Annotated in this window: 20 protein-coding genes; 2 read left to right on the top strand and 18 right to left on the bottom strand. The window is 40.4% G+C overall.

Going from position 1 to position 15,957, the window contains the following annotated elements; translation table 11 throughout:
* Positions 1-26 precede the first annotated feature (26 nt).
* Together ACF8FD_RS05305 and ACF8FD_RS05300 are read left to right on the top strand one after the other, a co-directional pair.
* Positions 27-1,532 carry an NAD(P)/FAD-dependent oxidoreductase gene (locus tag ACF8FD_RS05305; protein WP_234305019.1) on the top strand — a complete coding sequence of 502 codons (1,506 nt, stop codon included), beginning with the start codon at positions 27-29 and terminating at the stop codon, positions 1,530-1,532.
* Positions 1,533-1,577: 45 nt separating this feature from the next.
* A complete protein-coding gene (locus ACF8FD_RS05300; RefSeq protein ID WP_004984813.1) occupies positions 1,578-2,486 on the top strand; it encodes a lysine exporter LysO family protein in 909 nt (302 codons plus the stop codon).
* Positions 2,487-2,613: 127 nt separating this feature from the next.
* On the opposite strand, the gene pyrF is transcribed toward ACF8FD_RS05300, so the two are convergent.
* From pyrF to ACF8FD_RS05210, 18 genes are all read right to left on the bottom strand, one after another.
* The gene (gene pyrF, locus ACF8FD_RS05295) at positions 2,614-3,294 is read right to left on the bottom strand and encodes an orotidine-5'-phosphate decarboxylase (protein WP_004984814.1); all 681 of its coding nucleotides are present in this window, start codon (positions 3,292-3,294) and stop codon (positions 2,614-2,616) included.
* Positions 3,295-3,532: 238 nt separating this feature from the next.
* The gene (locus ACF8FD_RS05290; protein ID WP_004696867.1) at positions 3,533-3,898 is read right to left on the bottom strand and encodes a lipopolysaccharide assembly protein LapA domain-containing protein; all 366 of its coding nucleotides are present in this window, start codon (positions 3,896-3,898) and stop codon (positions 3,533-3,535) included.
* A 17-nt stretch (positions 3,899-3,915) separates the two neighbouring features.
* Positions 3,916-4,221 (bottom strand): integration host factor subunit beta, encoded by a 306-nt coding sequence (locus ACF8FD_RS05285; RefSeq protein WP_114837717.1) that lies wholly within the window; start codon positions 4,219-4,221, stop codon positions 3,916-3,918.
* Between the two features lie 161 nt (positions 4,222-4,382).
* The gene (gene rpsA, locus ACF8FD_RS05280; protein ID WP_004696863.1) at positions 4,383-6,059 is read right to left on the bottom strand and encodes a 30S ribosomal protein S1; all 1,677 of its coding nucleotides are present in this window, start codon (positions 6,057-6,059) and stop codon (positions 4,383-4,385) included.
* Positions 6,060-6,172: 113 nt separating this feature from the next.
* Positions 6,173-6,856, bottom strand: coding sequence for a (d)CMP kinase (cmk, locus tag ACF8FD_RS05275; RefSeq protein WP_004984817.1), 684 nt, complete (start codon positions 6,854-6,856; stop codon positions 6,173-6,175).
* A 17-nt stretch (positions 6,857-6,873) separates the two neighbouring features.
* On the bottom strand, positions 6,874-7,305 hold the full coding sequence (locus tag ACF8FD_RS05270; protein WP_004696860.1) for an SRPBCC family protein: 432 nt from the start codon (positions 7,303-7,305) through the stop codon (positions 6,874-6,876).
* A 75-nt stretch (positions 7,306-7,380) separates the two neighbouring features.
* Entirely contained in the window at positions 7,381-7,881 is a 501-nt protein-coding gene (gene tadA, locus ACF8FD_RS05265; protein WP_005401161.1) for a tRNA adenosine(34) deaminase TadA, read from the bottom strand.
* A gap of 5 nt (positions 7,882-7,886) precedes the next feature.
* On the bottom strand, positions 7,887-9,008 hold the full coding sequence (locus ACF8FD_RS05260) for an enoyl-CoA hydratase/isomerase family protein (RefSeq protein WP_392453264.1): 1,122 nt from the start codon (positions 9,006-9,008) through the stop codon (positions 7,887-7,889).
* Positions 9,005-9,718, bottom strand: coding sequence for a uracil-DNA glycosylase (gene ung / locus ACF8FD_RS05255; protein ID WP_392453263.1), 714 nt, complete (start codon positions 9,716-9,718; stop codon positions 9,005-9,007). Before ung ends, ACF8FD_RS05260 begins: the two co-directional genes overlap by 4 nt.
* Before the next feature lie 41 nt (positions 9,719-9,759).
* On the bottom strand, positions 9,760-10,356 hold the full coding sequence (locus tag ACF8FD_RS05250) for a 6-carboxytetrahydropterin synthase (RefSeq protein ID WP_004696854.1): 597 nt from the start codon (positions 10,354-10,356) through the stop codon (positions 9,760-9,762).
* Between the two features lie 122 nt (positions 10,357-10,478).
* Entirely contained in the window at positions 10,479-11,429 is a 951-nt protein-coding gene (gene gspK / locus ACF8FD_RS05245; RefSeq protein ID WP_392453262.1) for a type II secretion system minor pseudopilin GspK, read from the bottom strand.
* Between the two features lie 78 nt (positions 11,430-11,507).
* Positions 11,508-12,128: a type II secretion system minor pseudopilin GspJ gene (gene gspJ / locus ACF8FD_RS05240; RefSeq protein WP_279679081.1), complete on the bottom strand. Its 621-nt coding sequence runs from the start codon at positions 12,126-12,128 to the stop codon at positions 11,508-11,510.
* Complete coding sequence (gene gspI, locus ACF8FD_RS05235) at positions 12,125-12,526, bottom strand: type II secretion system minor pseudopilin GspI (RefSeq protein ID WP_234305022.1); 402 nt, start codon at positions 12,524-12,526, stop codon at positions 12,125-12,127. The genes gspJ and gspI overlap by 4 nt, the downstream gene beginning before the upstream one ends.
* Positions 12,527-12,560: 34 nt before the next feature.
* On the bottom strand, positions 12,561-13,130 hold the full coding sequence (locus tag ACF8FD_RS05230; RefSeq protein WP_234305023.1) for a type II secretion system protein: 570 nt from the start codon (positions 13,128-13,130) through the stop codon (positions 12,561-12,563).
* Between the two features lie 12 nt (positions 13,131-13,142).
* A complete protein-coding gene (locus tag ACF8FD_RS05225) occupies positions 13,143-13,757 on the bottom strand; it encodes a TetR/AcrR family transcriptional regulator (RefSeq protein ID WP_004696845.1) in 615 nt (204 codons plus the stop codon).
* A 45-nt stretch (positions 13,758-13,802) separates the two neighbouring features.
* On the bottom strand, positions 13,803-14,576 hold the full coding sequence (locus ACF8FD_RS05220) for a TatD family hydrolase (RefSeq protein WP_234305024.1): 774 nt from the start codon (positions 14,574-14,576) through the stop codon (positions 13,803-13,805).
* A 26-nt stretch (positions 14,577-14,602) separates the two neighbouring features.
* Positions 14,603-14,944: a PilZ domain-containing protein gene (locus tag ACF8FD_RS05215; protein ID WP_058869739.1), complete on the bottom strand. Its 342-nt coding sequence runs from the start codon at positions 14,942-14,944 to the stop codon at positions 14,603-14,605.
* Positions 14,945-14,958: 14 nt separating this feature from the next.
* Positions 14,959-15,942 (bottom strand): AAA family ATPase, encoded by a 984-nt coding sequence (locus ACF8FD_RS05210; protein WP_234305025.1) that lies wholly within the window; start codon positions 15,940-15,942, stop codon positions 14,959-14,961.
* Positions 15,943-15,957 lie beyond the last annotated feature (15 nt).

Raw genomic sequence — 15,957 nt, 5'->3', positions numbered from 1 at the left:
TAAAGTAAAACAAAAAGGAAAAACAAATGCAGGCAGCAAATTCAACAATCCCTCAGGTAAAAATCGCCATTATTGGTGCAGGCTTTGGTGGTTTAGCGATGGCTATTCGCCTTTTGCAAAATAATATTCGTGATTTTGTCATTTTGGAAAAGGCCAGTGAGATAGGTGGTACATGGCGTGAAAACCAATATCCGGGCGCTGCTTGTGATGTACAGTCACATCTCTATTCTTTGTCTTTTGTACCCAAGACTGACTGGTCTAAACGTTATGCTGAAGCACCTGAAATTTATCAATACATCCAAACACTCACTACTGAACATCAATTGCAGTCTTATATCCGCTTTCACACCGAAGTCAGTGCTGCACATTACTTAGAAAATCAATGTTTATGGCAACTCACCCTTAATCAAAATGAAACTCTGACCGCCCAATTTGTCATTTTTGCATCTGGTCCACTGCATGTACCGCAAATTCCGCATATTGCGGGTATCGAGAAGTTTAAAGGCAAAGTTTTCCATTCATCACAGTGGGATCATAACTATGACCTCAGCAATAAAAATGTTGCCTCTATTGGCACTGGGGGTAGCGCGATTCAATATATTCCTGAAATTGCAGAAAAAGTGAAGCAACTCTACGTACTACAAAGGACAGCTGCATGGGTTATTCCTCGGGATGAACGTCGTTATTTACCCATTGAAAAAGCACTGTTTAATCGATTTGATTGGTTTCGAAAACTTCATCGAGCTCGTCTGTATTGGACGAATGAATCTCGTGTAGTTCCCATTATGAAACCACAGGTCATGAAATATGCACAAAAACTAGCAGAAGCCTATATTCGCCATCAAGTCAAAGACCCTGCAACTGCAAATAAGTTGATTCCCAACTATATTATGGGTTGTAAACGTATATTGGTCTCCAACAAATATTATCCAAGCTTTAACCGTAAAAATGTTGAGTTGGTTACCAATGATATTTTGGAATTAACTGAGGACAGTATCATCACCCAAGATGGAAAAAAACGTGCAATTGACTGCCTCATCTATGGCACAGGCTTTGTGACTGACCCACGTATTTATCTTAAACCCTTTAGCTGTACAGGGCTGAATCATGTAGAGCTTACAGACACGTGGCAAGATGGGGCCGAAAGTTACTATGGAATTAGCACCAAAGACTTTCCAAACTTATTCCAGCTTTTAGGACCCAATACAGTCTTAGGTCATAACTCAGTTATTTTTATGATTGAGTCACAAGTCAATTACATTCTACAGCTCATCGAAATGGCAGAAAAAGCCCAATCCCAAGCAATCGTTGTGAAAGCAGATACACAAGATCAATTTAATCAGCATTTACAAAGTCAATTTACAGATACCATTTGGCAATCTGGCTGCGTCAGCTGGTATCAACAAGCGGATGGGAAAAATTTCTCTTTATGGCCCAGCTATACATGGAAGTATTGGCTAAAAACACGAAAAGCCAATCCAGCAGACTATCGTTTTTTAAATTCTAAGCAAGATAGTCAAGCAATAAATTAAGATCGCGGTCATAATAAGTTAGTATTTTTTCACACTTTATTTGACATGCAATCGTTTTGGTTGATTTTTCAGCTTCTTATTTGTTTAGCACTTGGATTTGTTTTGGCGCGTCGTTTACCCAAATGGCTTGAACGACTTGCCTTTCAAATCCTGCCCTATTTTACGTATATTCTCTTAATCGCAATTGCGATTGAGTTTTCAACGACTTTGCATAGCATTGCCGAACCTTGGCAGATACTCAATCATGCAGCGCTTTTAGCAGTTATGACCAGTATCGGTGCTTTCGTCTGTTGTTACATATTATTTAAACTTTTGGGCTACCAACCGAGTCATGGCAAAGTATCCATGAGCCTTGTGAGCAAGTCATTAATCAATATCAGTTATGCATTTATCGCACTGGCCTTGGGTTATGGCTTGGCAGAGCTATCTTCAGGTTTCGGCTATACACTTCATATCAGTACATGGAACTTGTTACTGGTTTTCATGTTCCTGATCGGGCTTGATTTGGCCTATTCACCACTTGATCGCTCATGGTTGAACTGGAAAATACTGCTCGTTCCACTTGGTTGTATTCTGGGTTCAATTATCGGGGCGTTTGTAACGGCCTATTTTGTGCCGAGCATTCAACTAAAAGACTTGATTATGTTATCTCAAGGTTATGGTTTCTACTCCATGACTGGCATTGTGGTCACAGAGTTAAAGAATGCACATTTAGGCAGTATTGCACTGATGAATGATTTGTTCAGAGAAATCTTTGCGATTGTGTTTATGTATATCATTGGCTGGCGTTACCCCCGCTCTGCGATTTCATCTGCAGGTGCTACAGCAATGGATGTTACACTACCGATGGTCAAACAAGCCTGTGGGAATGACTTTATTCCACATGCCATGGTGAGCGGTTTCATCCTGTCAGTTTTGGCACCAATTGTCGTCAGCGTATTGGCTGCACTATAAAGCGTAGCGCTCTATTCAATGCTGTCTTTTTATTTTGCTATTGCCACTTCGCTCACCAACAATTCTTTTTAAAATTTAATCCATAAAAAAGCCTTTCGAATGAAAGGCTTTTTAGATTTCTAGTCGCTTAAAGCGTCGCTAAAATATCTTTGAGCATCTGACACGGGTTTGCAGACTGTGTAATTGGTCGACCAATCACTAGGTGTGTTGCACCGTCTAACATTGCTTGTTTTGGCGTTACAATACGCTTTTGGTCATCCGCACTTGAACCCTCAGGGCGAATGCCCGGCGTCACCAAGGCAAACTCTGAACCCAAAGCCTCACGCAGCATTTTTGCTTCTTGCGCTGAACATACCACACCATCTAAACCACTATCTTTAGTCAGTTTTGCTAAACGCTTGACTTGTTCAAATGGTTCAATATCCAGACCAATATCAGCTAAGTCTTCACGGCCCATTGAGGTTAACACCGTTACTGCAATTAGTTGAGTATTATAATTGCCAGCCTTTAAGCGCTCAACACAGGTTTCCATCATTTTACGGCCACCTGAAGCATGGACGTTTACCATCCAAACACCCATATCTGCAGCAGCACATACCGCTTGCGCAGTCGTATTTGGAATATCGTGAAATTTTAGATCTAGAAAGACTTCAAAGCCTTCACCATGTAAAGCTTTAACAATAGATGAGCCTTCATGGGTAAATAATTCTTTACCGACTTTTACACGGCATAATTGAGGGTCTAATTGCCCAGCAATCGTCATTGCGTCATAATGACTTTTTGCATCCAAGGCAACAATAATACTCATGGGGAGACCCTTCAAACTCACAAAATTATGGCATTATACGGACTAAGCCTAAAACGACCAAGACTATTTTTCTAAAAACTATTTAAAATTCAAACTAAGTTATTTATTCATATACTTTTTATATGGTTATCAATATTTTAAATCACAATAAAAAACGCCTTTGGCTATATAACCAAAGGCGTTTAAATCAAACTTGCTTCAATACTTCTAAGATAGAAATCTTACTTCATATTGTGGCTTAAAGCGGTGTAGATGGACGATCATTAGGATTGATATCTAACACCGTTTTTTCATGTCTTGTATGTGCTGCAGCTTCAGCAGCAGCCAGCTGAGCGGATTGAATCTGCTCTTTACGAAGGTGATCAATGTCTTTACGTAGTCGCTTAATTTCCCAACCTTTCTGGAATACACGAAATACCTGAACACCAATTAACAAACCCAACACAATCCCTAAAGCCATTGTCAATAATAACAATAGACCTAAACGCATTGCTGGAACCTGTATAAACAACAGATCAACGGTTAGCTCAGTTCCGTTTTGTAGTACCAAAGCTAGGCAGTAGCCAAACAGTACAATTAATAATGCGAATAATACGTAACGCATAAGCACCCCAATAAATTTTATTCGCCTGCAGTCTCGTTTACTGCATCACGTAATGCTTTACCTGGTTTGAAGTGTGGAACAGCTTTAGCAGCCACTTCTACTGACTTACCCGTTTTAGGATTACGCCCAACACGAGGTTCACGGTGATGGAGTGCAAAACTACCAAAACCACGAATTTCAATACGATTATCTGAAGACAAAGATTCAATCATTTGATCAATCATAATCTTAACAGCTTCTTCCACTAATGGCTCTGCTAAGTGCGGGTTTTTAAGAGAAATACGCTCTATTAAGTCAGACTTATTAAGTGCTTCAGTAGTCATCTGCGACCTCTTTAATTATCAAGCTACCTTGTAGATAGATTGATAATAACCTGTTTAAATACAAAACGGTAGCGTAATAAGTGAATACTACGCTACCGTTTATTGTATTTGTGTAAAAAGTATTAGTTAACTTACATTAACAATACAATTCAAACATCTACTTAGTTGCCCATTTGAGCTTTGATCAAATCACCAATAGTCTTAGGACCATTGTCTTGACCAGTAGTTGCTGTCTTCAAGTTAGCAACTGCTTCTTTCTCTTCAGCTTCGTCTTTCGCTTTGATAGACAAGTTGATAGAGCGAGATTTACGATCTACGTTGATGATTTTCGCTTCAACTTCTTGACCAACTTCAAGGAACTTAGTTGCATCTTCAACGCGGTCGCGGTTGATTTCAGATGCTTTAAGAGTCGCTTCAACTTCGTCAGCTAACTTAAGTGTTGCGCCACGAGCGTCAACAGCAGTTACAGTACCTTTTACAAGCGCACCGCGTTCGTTAGCAGCTAAGAAATCGTTGAACGGATCGCTGTTCATTTGCTTGATACCAAGGCTGATACGGTTGCCTTCAGCGTCTACAGACAAGATAACCGCTTCAACTGTGTCACCTTTCTTGTAACGACGGATAGCTTCTTCGCCTTGTTCGTTCCAAGAAATATCAGACAAGTGAACTAGACCATCGATACCGCCTGGTAAACCGATGAAGATACCGAAGTCAGTGATTGACTTGATAGTACCTGAAACTTTTTCACCTTTGTCGTGGTTCTTAGCAAACTCTTCCCATGGGTTAGCACGAGTTTGTTTGATACCAAGAGAGATACGACGACGCTCTTCGTCAACTTCAAGAACCATAACATCAACTTCATCACCAATCTGAACAACTTTAGATGGGTGGATGTTTTTGTTAGTGTGATCCATTTCAGAAACGTGTACTAAACCTTCAACGCCTTCAGCGATTTCTGCGAAACAGCCGTAGTCAGTTAAGTTAGTTACGCGAGCTTTAACGATTGAACCTTTAGGGTAACGGTTCATGATCGCTAACCATGGATCTTCGCCTAATTGCTTAAGACCTAAAGATACGCGGTTACGTTCTTTGTCAAACTTAAGTACTTTAACAGTAACTTCTTGACCAACTTCAACAACTTCTGATGGGTGCTTGATACGCTTCCAAGCCATGTCAGTGATGTGAAGAAGACCATCAATACCGCCAAGGTCAACGAATGCTCCGTAGTCAGTAAGATTTTTGATAGTACCAGTAACTGTTTGACCTTCTTCAAGCTGAGCAAGAAGAGCTTCACGGTCAGCTGAAGATTCAGCTTCCATAACAGCACGACGAGATACAACAACGTTGTTACGTTTAGCATCAAGTTTGATTACTTTAAATTCTAACTCTTTACCTTCTAAGTGAGTAGTATCACGAATAGGACGAGTATCAACTAAAGAACCTGGAAGGAACGCACGAACTGGACCGATGTCAACAGTGAAACCGCCTTTAACTTTACCAGAGATAACACCAGTAACGATTTCGCCGTCTTCAAAGATTTTTTCAAGTTTAGTCCAAGTTTCAGCACGTTTCGCTTTTTCACGTGATAAAACTGTTTGACCCATGCCGTTGTCAAGCGCTTCAACAACAACATCAACAGTGTCGCCAACTTGAACTTCAAGTTCGCGTTGTTCATTTAAGAATTCAGCGCGGTCAACAATACCTTCTGATTTAAGGCCAGTGTCAACTGTTACCCAATCAGAATCGATGTTTACTACAACGCCTTGGATGACAGCACCCTTTTCAACGTTGAGGTTTAATTCGCTTTCTTCAAAGAGGGCTGCAAAAGATTCGGTCATGATATACCTGATAAAGTCAGCGGTCTTGGATCAGACAAGGCCGGTTTAGTTAAGCGTCTACATAGTCCATTTTGAACTGATCAAGCTATGCTTCTGCTGAATATAAAAATTCGTTAGTTTGCTAATTGCTTATCGATATAAGCCGTCATAAGCTGAAACACCTCATCAATGTTCAATTCAGAACTATCAATGATGTAGGCATCAGCTGCTGGTCTGAGTGGAGCAACTTCGCGCTCCATGTCACGTTTATCACGCGCCTCAATATTAGCTAAAATATCGTTTATTTTAGCATCCAGCCCCATACCCTGCAACTGCTTTACTCTGCGTTCAGCACGAGATTGGGCTGAAGCGGTTAAATAAATCTTGGCTTGAGCCTCTGGAAAGATGGATGTGGCCATGTCTCGACCATCTGCAACCAAACCTGGTGCTTGTGCAAAAGCATGCTGACGATCGACTAGCGCAGCTCTAAGCTCTGGAATTGTTGCAACTTTTGATGCAAACTCACCAACTCGCTCAGTTCGAATGGTTTGACTAACATCCTCACCATTGAGCAAGACTTGTGTGCCTTGTGCAGAACTTAAAAATTGTATGTCTAAATGTTTAGCAATTTCGACACACTGACTCAGTTCGCTTGACAAAGCATCCAACAAATCTTGTTGATGCAATGACAGGCCCAACAAGCGATATAACGCTCCCGAATCAAGTAAATGAAATTGATAATGGGCTGCTATTTTTGCAGCCAGTGTGCCCTTACCCGAACCACTTGGACCATCAATTGTGATTATTTGAACTGTCATTGCTTACCCAAAGTTTGTTATACAGATTTAGCGAGTTTTGAAAAACCTAGTTTAATCGCAGATTTAAGCTGTGCAAGGATTAATTTACTTACAAAAGGTGCACGTGCCTGTAATTCAATCGTATAGGTCACTAACGTTTTATTCGAGTCAATCGGCTCAAACTCAATAATACCCAAATGATGTTTGATGAGTGGATTTTTAATAATCTTGTATTCAATACGCTCATTCACATTCATTAATGTAATTTGCTCTTGCAGCGGTTTAATTGGACCAAAACCCATACGACGTACAGAACCAAGTCCATCCGGACGTTCTGGATCTGCTGAATCTTTCACTCGCACCACTTGAACTGGTGCAAAAGCGACGTTATAGGTTGAGTGTTTAGAAAGTAAATCAAATACCTGCTCTACGGGTGCATTAAATTCTTTTTTAATCTGAATATTATTCATGGTGGTTCCAACGCCTTATTTGACAATAATTATTGTCATTTCATTTTACATGAAATTATTATTTTACGAATTCATTCATCCCTTTTCTTGTAGACGGGATAGTCGCTTTTGTTCGCGGCGCATTTTAAAAAAGTGACTGAGCTGCTGTGAGCATTGCTCATGTAAACAACCTGACTCAACCAAGAACTGATGATTATAATAACCCGTTTCAAATAATTTACGTGCACTTATAAGAGAGCCCGCTTTCGGCTCTGTCGCACCAAATACTACTTTTGAAACGCGTGCATGCACCAAAGCACCTACACACATGGTACAAGGCTCAAGCGTCACATACATGACCGCATCATCAGGTAAACGATAATTTTGTGTATTTTGGCAAGCATCGCGAAGTGCTTGAACCTCAGCATGCGCGGTAGGGTCATTTAGCGTAATAGGCGCATTAAAGCCCGAACCAATAATTTTATTTTGACTCACAATGACTGCCCCGACCGGGACTTCACCTTTTGACGCTGCAATAGCAGCCTGCTCTAAAGCAAGCTGCATCCATTCACTATCTATTTTTAAAACATCAGTCATAAAGATTAGATTACATCGTAATGTTTAAGGAGTTCATTCCAGCTTTCAATGCTCGTTGTTGGTGGATTACCAGCGAAAATACCCTTTAAGCTATTACTAGCCCCTTGTTTCCATGCTGGTGACAAGTCTTTATCCACTAAACGCGCACGCACACCCTCAACAAAGTCTGCATGACGAATTTTCCAGTCCGAAATTTGGGTTTCAAGCTCGAACACTTCATTCCAAGAATGAACCTGCTTGCCCCACTGCCATAGCAACCATGTTAATGCAGCAGTTGTTGGTGAGCCTTTTTGTAAGTTCTCACTGGCTTGACGAAGCCAATCGCTACGCGCATCACTTAAACCAACAATAGCATCATAATCATGCTCGAAGTTCACACCACGACATACACTATGAATGACATCCAAAGAGTTCTGTAATGGACCTGGGCCTACCGGACGATGTATACTGTTTAATGTGTCATCAATGGCTCTAAAATCACCTGCTGGATAATGACTCCAGTCTATATTGATAACTTTCTCAAGCACCGTATTACGCTGCGCATCACAGATATGTGTTGCCCAACCAATACCATATGCGCCCGCAGCCGTCATGATTGAACCCGTTAAGCCCGTGAACAAACCAATTGCCCCACGGTCCGCCAAGAAACGCGTTGCACCCACATCTGGGTACAAACCAATATTAATTTCAGGCATCGCTAAACGTGAATGCGGCGTCACTAAACGGAATGGTGCTGCCATAAACAGACCTAAACCACCGCCCATGACATAACCTTCACCCCAGACCAAGACAGGCTTAGCATAGTTGTGTAGTAATAAATCTAAAGCATATTCTTGCTCAAAGAACTGATTGGCTGTCTCAACTTCATCATTAATAACCAGTTGACGAAGTTTACGTACATCACCACCCGCACAGAACGCTTTTGGTGTGGTTGAATCCAACCAAATGGCTTTCACTGCGTCATCGCAATGAAAATCTTGAAACACTTCAAATAAAGCTGAAACAATCGTTTCATCTAAAGCGTGAAGTGATTTTGGTCTATTCAGACGAACAATGCGCCAACCATTTTTTGCTTCTTCTACAATCAAATCTGGATGGTAGTTTTTAGAAACGGGAGAATATGTCATGCGTCCAGCTGCCAATCTATAGGCTCAATGCCATGTTGTTTAAGATAATTATTGGATTTTGAAAAAACTTTACAACCGAAGAATCCACCACGGTTTGCTGCCAAAGGTGACGGATGTGCCGCCTTTAACACCAAATGCTTTTCTTGATCAATCCGTTGTCCTTTCCGCTGCGCATATGCTCCCCAAAGAATAAAAACAATATGCTCGCGCTGTTCATTTAAAACATCAATCACATGATCGGTAAAGTCTTCCCAACCTTGTTTTTGATGAGATGTTGGTTGACCAGCTTCAACGGTTAATACACTGTTTAACAGCAAAACTCCTTGCTGCGCCCACCGAGTTAAATCCCCTTGTTTAGGAATATCAATTCCTAAATCTTTATTTAACTCATGGAAAATATTACGTAAAGATGGTGGTAAAGCAAGCCCCTTTTGCACAGAGAAACTGAGCCCATGTGCTTGATTCGGTCCATGATATGGGTCTTGTCCGAGTATTACCACTTTTACATTCGCCAAAGGCGTCGTATTAAATGCATTAAAAATCAGCGCATTTGGCGGATAAATCACTTTATTCGCTTTTATTTCTGTAACAAGAAACTGCTTTAGCGCATCCATCTTTGTACTAAGCAAAAAGTCACTTAATCCATGTTTCCAACTGGCATCCAGCTGAATTTTATCAAGCTTGGTTTGCTGTTGTTCTGTTAAAGACATACTTGCGCCTTATTCCCTTAGTGTATATTCCGTGACAAATTTCACAGTTTGACTTGCAATTCTACATTCGGATTGTGAAATTGGATACCTTCTTTTAATTTAGTATACATTTCAGTATCCGCCCATTCCGCTTGGATTTGTTCTGAAAACTCAATCTGACTTAAATCTAACAGCCCCATCTGTGTATTTTCAATATCTTCAATAAAACTCTGCGCATAGCCCGTATCAGTCTCATGCACAATCACCGAGTACACTTCCACATCGCCTTCACCATTTTGAGTCACGGTCGACGCGAGTACTTGCTGTGCAAGATAAAAGAAAATACGTGAAAATTGTTCAGCGGATGGCGAAACAGGCAGCGACACCCAACGTGCACTAAATGTTTTACATGCTTGGATATATTCTGGATCATCGTTTTGCCAAAAACAAATCGCATGATCAAAAGAGTCATAAAGGTCTTTAATCACCCCTTTCAGCAAGCCAAAGTCATAAACCATTTGACCATGATCTAATTTCGATGCTTTGAGGAGTAATTCAACTTTATAGCTGTGACCATGAATGGAGCGTTTACAACGATCCGATGTACAGTTACGTACAATATGGGCATTTTCAAACTTAAATAACTTACGAATTAACATATGCCGTAATGCAATCAAACTTTCTGAGAATTGACTTTAATTATAAAGCAAAAGTAAACCTATGCTCATTTATTTTATTGTTCAATCCAATTGGTAAATCATATCAGCCTTACATTTAGCCTTTAAAAAGGTGACATACTCCGATATGCCACATAAACTGTTTGTTCTTTTCGCACCAAATCACTACTGAATTGACGTTTACGCTCATTGAGCATCACCTCTATTCTTACTTTAAAATAATTGGATTGAACACCTAGAAAATCATTAACAGCAGCCCGTTGCTCTTCTTCAATCTGATTAAACGGATCAATTTCCCACAACTCGCTGACATTAGAAAAATGTTTAAGGCTGGCCTGTTGTTGTTTTTGCATGTTTTGAATGGCAGATATATCCAGTTTCGGGTCAATACTGGCCAATACCAATGCAGGTGCAGTATTTACATTCACCTTTAATTCATTATTCGGCAAAGCACTCACATAAGGTGCAATCAGTTGATAGTTACGCCCCTCAAACCCACGCACCAACTTCAACTGTTCAACATTATAAAAAGCACGATTTGGCGCCAAGTAACCCTGAGCTAAACTTTGATAATAAGCAGATTCATCACCCATCGGGCCACTGACTTCATCATCTTCATCTTGCCAATCAATCACTGCTTCTGAAAGTTGCGCAGGCAACCCCACACGTACCAACAGTTTTTCAAACCAAAGTTTTGCAGCCTCATTCGGCTTTTTATCCGACTTAACTAAAGCATTTAAATTAAATTTTCCTGACTCATCTTCTAAACGCCCAGAAACAAAACCATCTTCCACTGGAAAAGCAGGCATGGGCTTCGCCCACGTTTCTTGTAGATGATCGACCTCTGCTGCATTTTGAGCATCATCCACCAACAGCTCAGAAAAAAAAGCTTCAGCACTTTTTGCGTATAACAGAGCTTGGTTTTGTCGCATTAAATAACCCGTACTCTCTGCGGTATTGCGCTGATGTTGCGCAATCGTAGCCGCAAGGATGGTTGCTAAAGCCACCATCACCAAAATGGTGATCAATGCAATGCCATGCTGAGAGCGCTTCAAAACATCCACCTATTTACAACGAAGACATTTAAGGAAAAATGGTTTTGCATAGAGTCCGTGAGTTTCATATCCTGCAACTTAATTTTTTTGTTTTAAAAAGTCTGTATTTAATAAACTAAACACCCATTCATAACTCACTTCATTGACAGTGAGGTTTATTTTTAAACCGCGCGGTAGTATTTTTGCCTGAGTTACATCATTTTCACTCAATGCCACCTCAGGCCATTGTGCCATTTCATTGGGATTGAGTAACATAATTTGAAATTGATCAACTGAATCAAGTAAAACACTGGTTTCTGGTTGATCATTACCGGTTTGATTTAAATTTTTATATTTATAACGGTACAGTTTTTTTTCATCTGCTTTGTAAATATATTCAACTCGCTCTTCAGGCGGTATGCCTTGCATTAAAGGATCAGTCACGCCAGTTTTACTAAAGGTCAACTGACCATTTTGCAACATGACTGCGGGTTGAACCTGCCCCGCAACATTGGCAGTAACTGGTACAATTTGCACAGTGTCACGTAACACTTGTTGATATGCTTCTTGTAGCTGACCTAAGCGCTGTTCATGTTGGGTATTACGCACTTTAATCTTGATCAGATAATCAAAAACCTTCCAACCCAAAGCTGAAAGCACAGCAAAAATCGCGATTGCCACCAATAACTCAACCAAAGTAAAGCCTGAGCGTTTTTTCATGGTTGGCTTCCATCACGATGGTTAAAAAAAACTAAACTCGTAACACCCGAATCTACTTTTCCAGTTTCAGTATTCACCAAGCTCACTTGTACATTGACGCGTTGCACATTAGTACTGATCGTTGCTTGCGCTGATTTATCAATTTGCCAAGTTTCACCTTGTTGGGTGATTTGTTTAGAGGCCGTGCCTTGTAGCCAATCACGATTGATTTCCATCATCGAAATTTCATTCAAGGCAACAAATTGTGACTTAGTACGTAAAATCGCATGTCCAGTAGACTGAGTATATTGCATACCCACTTTGGTTAAAGCGACCGCTGCTGTAGCAAAAATAGCCAGCGCCACCATCACTTCTAGCAATGTAAATCCTGAGCGAGGATTAATGAAATAATATTTCATCCGAGCGCAAGCCGGCAGACTATTCTTTAAATCTTTAGCTCGCATTTATTTTACCCAAATGATCAATTTCAATTTCTGCACCCACGGGCTCATTGGCATAATAAAATTGAATACGAACAGGTTTTGCTTCGCCATTCCCCAACCAAATCAGTTTAGGTGCACTCTCTTGGGTTAAATCATCGTTTCGGGCTTGGGAAACATCATAGTCTAAGGATTGCACAGCAAAAGAAACATTTTTGGCTAACACTTGCTGCGGGAACCCATTATATTTTTGCCATTTTTGTTGATTCAGCATTGCATTATTTTGTTGTTCTGTGGGTATGGTAAATTGAGGATTTTTATATTCAACAACAGAATAAGAAAAATCAGCCACATCGGTCGCAGGATAGATTTCTAATGCCAAAACACGTGCTTGATCATTTGCCTCACGTGCAATTTTCTGTACATCCATGATAAAAAAATCACGGGCTTGCGCAGCTTTACGTTGGTCAACTCCATTGATATTTAACATCACCAATGATGCCAGAATGGCCATAATAACAATAACCACCATCAATTCAACCAGTGTAAATCCTTGAATCCTTGAAGGTGGTTTCTGTTTCATACATCCTATCCGCTAAGCAAGATATCCCGCTGCGCCCGTTTGTTTAGGCATCGCCAGAGCTTGGTCGATGTAGGCCACGCGCAAAGTATCGCGCGACCCCAAATATCGTTGATAAAAACTAGAGTTCAAAATCGCAGCTGCACCATGCGTTAAAGACCAAATCGATGCCAAATAATCACGAACTGTCATTTGACTCTCTATCGACTCCAAATACCGCTCAGTCATACGAATAATTAAACGTAGACGTTGCTTTCGAATTTGATAAAGCTCAGTAAATAAATGATAGATCCCAACACCCGTGGTGGATAGTCTCTCTTCTATTTGATGAAACAACACCGTGCGTTCAGGATGATGCAAATGATGTAACATAAAAAAAGCTAGATGTTCAGGGAACTGCTTATCCGTATCTTTAATCATTTCAAGCAACATTTGCTCATTACGAATAATGAGCAACATATAGAGTTCATCTTTACTTTGAAAATGTTTATAAAGCGTACCTTTTGCTAGATCTAATTCTGCCGCCAATGCATCAAGGGTCATCCCTGCTTCGCCATTTTCTAAAAGCAACTGTTCAGCCACTTGGAAAATTAACGCTTCTCTTGCTCGAAACTGAGCCTGACGATCCATTTTCACCCTAGTACTCTCTTATACGCTTTTATCGTTTCAATTTATTTACTTCATGTTGAGAAGGTTTTCAAAGTTCTGTGTTGTGATGAAAGCCATCTCTTCCAAGGACTTATCATATACATCTGCCAAGGCTTTGGCTACATAAGGAACGTACTTTGGCTCATTAGACTTTCCTCTATATGGCATCGGTGCCAAATAAGGACTATCTGTCTCAATTAATAAGCGATCTAACGGAACTTGCTTCGCCACATCACGCAGGTCTTGCGCATTTTTAAAAGAGACAATCCCTGAAAATGAAACATAATAACCGCAGTCTAAGACAGCTTTGGCAGTTTCCCAGTCTTCTGTAAAGCAATGCAAAATTCCATGGGTCGATTTTTCAGCACGAATAATATCGACAGTATCGTGCTTGGCAGAACGGGTATGCACAACAACTGGTTTTTTTACGGCTTGTGAAGCATGAATATGTCGTGCAAAACAGTCTTTTTGCTCAGCGATGAAATCTGTACTATGAAAATAATCGAGCCCAGTCTCACCAATTGCCCAAACTTTTTCAGACTGCGCCAACTCAATTAAATAGTCTGTAGTTGCGCGAGCCATGGTTTCAGGATCTTCACAAGGATGCACCCCGACGCTATAACCCACATCGTCATGCCTTGCCGCAATTTTTGCCAGCTCAATATGATCATCAAGATCAACAGAGATACTCATAAAGCGGTGAACGCCCACTGCACGTGCTTGCTGTAATGCTAAATCCAAATCCCCATCATAAGGGGTTAAATCCAGCATGGTTAAATGGCAATGCGTATCTACAAACACAGGCGTTTCCTACTTCATGTACTTAATTACATAGTGTAACTAGTTCGCCCTTCAGACTTAAGACCTGCAAGCAACTTTTCCGCTTCTGATTTGTAATAAACCCCTTTCTCCCCAGAAAGTTGAATACCAAATCCTTGGAGTTTGATTCCATTTTGCTTTTGTGAAATCCAAATTACTTTACCTGTGAGAGGAATTTTCTGTGCTTGTTCTGGCAATGTTGCCAAAACAAAGACCTCCTCTCCCATCTTTACAGGTTGTTTGGATGGAATAAATAAACCACCCCCAACCACAAAAGGCATATAGCTTGCATATAATGTTGCTTTATCTGGAATATTGGCTTGAATGATTCCGCCCATACGTGGTTGCATAAAATTCCCCTGTTTTAAACATCCATCAACCGAATACACAATTGGTCGAGCACTAAATTAGTTTGTACGTTTTGTTCAATATATTGTTTTGACTGTTGCAACTCAGCATAAATTGAAAACAAAGTTTCAAGTGAATACCGTTCTGCCAACACACTAAAATCCAAATCAGTGTTTTTTAATTGCTGATTTAGCTTGACACAAATCAAATCAGACAACAAGTACTCAAACATTTGACTAAAATCACTAAATGCCAGCGCTTTATTCCACTTGGTCGCAATTGCCATCGGCATATTTTTATCTATCACCAACTTTTGCCAATCTTTTAAAAATTCAGCACGTTGAGGAATCCATTCACTCTCGGACAATGTAATTGCCTGCAACGGCATATGATTGGACAAATTCATCAACAAATGTTGTTGTGCCAAATCCGTATGGGGCAAATGCTGATTTAAAAATTGCTCTGCTTGCTGTTCATTTATGCGATCCAAAGCAAAATGTTGCAAACGACTGCGAATGGTTGCAGGCAGTTTTAAATAATGATCTGCCAATAAAATGATAACAACACGATCACCTGGTTCTTCAAGCGTTTTCAATAAAGCATTGGCTGAAGCTGTATTTAAAGCTTCGGCTGGTTCAATAATGATGACGCGCCAACCGTCTACCGTTTGCTGCACAAAAGGCAGCAGATCACGAATTTTCTCAATTTTGATCTTAGCATTTTGTTTCTTATTGTCTTCATCGGTAGTGATGTGCACATAATTGGGGTGCGTATCCGCCTTTAACCACTGACAACTCCCACACTCCCCACAGGCCAAATGCTTTGGCTGCCGCTTAGCACATAAGACCCAAGCAAGAAACTGCTCAGCTAAAGTCTCTTTACCACAACCTTTTTTGCCATAAAACAATAAGCCATGACCAATATTGGGAAAACGTGTGGTTAAAGTTTCCCAAATATTTTGATGCCACGGATAAATCTGCTCAGGCAGCGTTTGTTTCATGTATACGACCTAAGT

This window comes from Acinetobacter sp. TYF_19, assembly GCF_043105125.1.
Lineage (GTDB): Bacteria > Pseudomonadota > Gammaproteobacteria > Pseudomonadales > Moraxellaceae > Acinetobacter > Acinetobacter johnsonii.
The sequence above is the reverse complement of the archived record's forward strand: the minus strand, read 5'-3'. Positions and strand labels throughout refer to the sequence as shown.

Bases quoted from the DNA above. Each gene is read 5' to 3' on its own strand.
- ACF8FD_RS05305 (WP_234305019.1), top strand. From the start codon at position 27: ATGCAGGCAGCAAATTCAACAATCCCTCAGGTAAAAATCGCCATTATT.
- ACF8FD_RS05300 (WP_004984813.1), top strand. From the start codon at position 1,578: ATGCAATCGTTTTGGTTGATTTTTCAGCTTCTTATTTGTTTAGCACTT.
- pyrF (WP_004984814.1), bottom strand. From the start codon at position 3,294: ATGAGTATTATTGTTGCCTTGGATGCAAAAAGTCATTATGACGCAATG.
- ACF8FD_RS05290 (WP_004696867.1), bottom strand. From the start codon at position 3,898: ATGCGTTACGTATTATTCGCATTATTAATTGTACTGTTTGGCTACTGC.
- ACF8FD_RS05285 (WP_114837717.1), bottom strand. From the start codon at position 4,221: ATGACTACTGAAGCACTTAATAAGTCTGACTTAATAGAGCGTATTTCT.
- rpsA (WP_004696863.1), bottom strand. From the start codon at position 6,059: ATGACCGAATCTTTTGCAGCCCTCTTTGAAGAAAGCGAATTAAACCTC.
- cmk (WP_004984817.1), bottom strand. From the start codon at position 6,856: ATGACAGTTCAAATAATCACAATTGATGGTCCAAGTGGTTCGGGTAAG.
- ACF8FD_RS05270 (WP_004696860.1), bottom strand. From the start codon at position 7,305: ATGAATAATATTCAGATTAAAAAAGAATTTAATGCACCCGTAGAGCAG.
- tadA (WP_005401161.1), bottom strand. From the start codon at position 7,881: ATGACTGATGTTTTAAAAATAGATAGTGAATGGATGCAGCTTGCTTTA.
- ACF8FD_RS05260 (WP_392453264.1), bottom strand. From the start codon at position 9,008: ATGACATATTCTCCCGTTTCTAAAAACTACCATCCAGATTTGATTGTA.
- ung (WP_392453263.1), bottom strand. From the start codon at position 9,718: ATGTCTTTAACAGAACAACAGCAAACCAAGCTTGATAAAATTCAGCTG.
- ACF8FD_RS05250 (WP_004696854.1), bottom strand. From the start codon at position 10,356: ATGTTAATTCGTAAGTTATTTAAGTTTGAAAATGCCCATATTGTACGT.
- gspJ (WP_279679081.1), bottom strand. From the start codon at position 12,128: ATGAAAAAACGCTCAGGCTTTACTTTGGTTGAGTTATTGGTGGCAATC.
- gspI (WP_234305022.1), bottom strand. From the start codon at position 12,526: ATGAAATATTATTTCATTAATCCTCGCTCAGGATTTACATTGCTAGAA.
- ACF8FD_RS05230 (WP_234305023.1), bottom strand. From the start codon at position 13,130: ATGAAACAGAAACCACCTTCAAGGATTCAAGGATTTACACTGGTTGAA.
- ACF8FD_RS05225 (WP_004696845.1), bottom strand. From the start codon at position 13,757: ATGGATCGTCAGGCTCAGTTTCGAGCAAGAGAAGCGTTAATTTTCCAA.
- ACF8FD_RS05215 (WP_058869739.1), bottom strand. From the start codon at position 14,944: ATGCAACCACGTATGGGCGGAATCATTCAAGCCAATATTCCAGATAAA.
- ACF8FD_RS05210 (WP_234305025.1), bottom strand. From the start codon at position 15,942: ATGAAACAAACGCTGCCTGAGCAGATTTATCCGTGGCATCAAAATATT.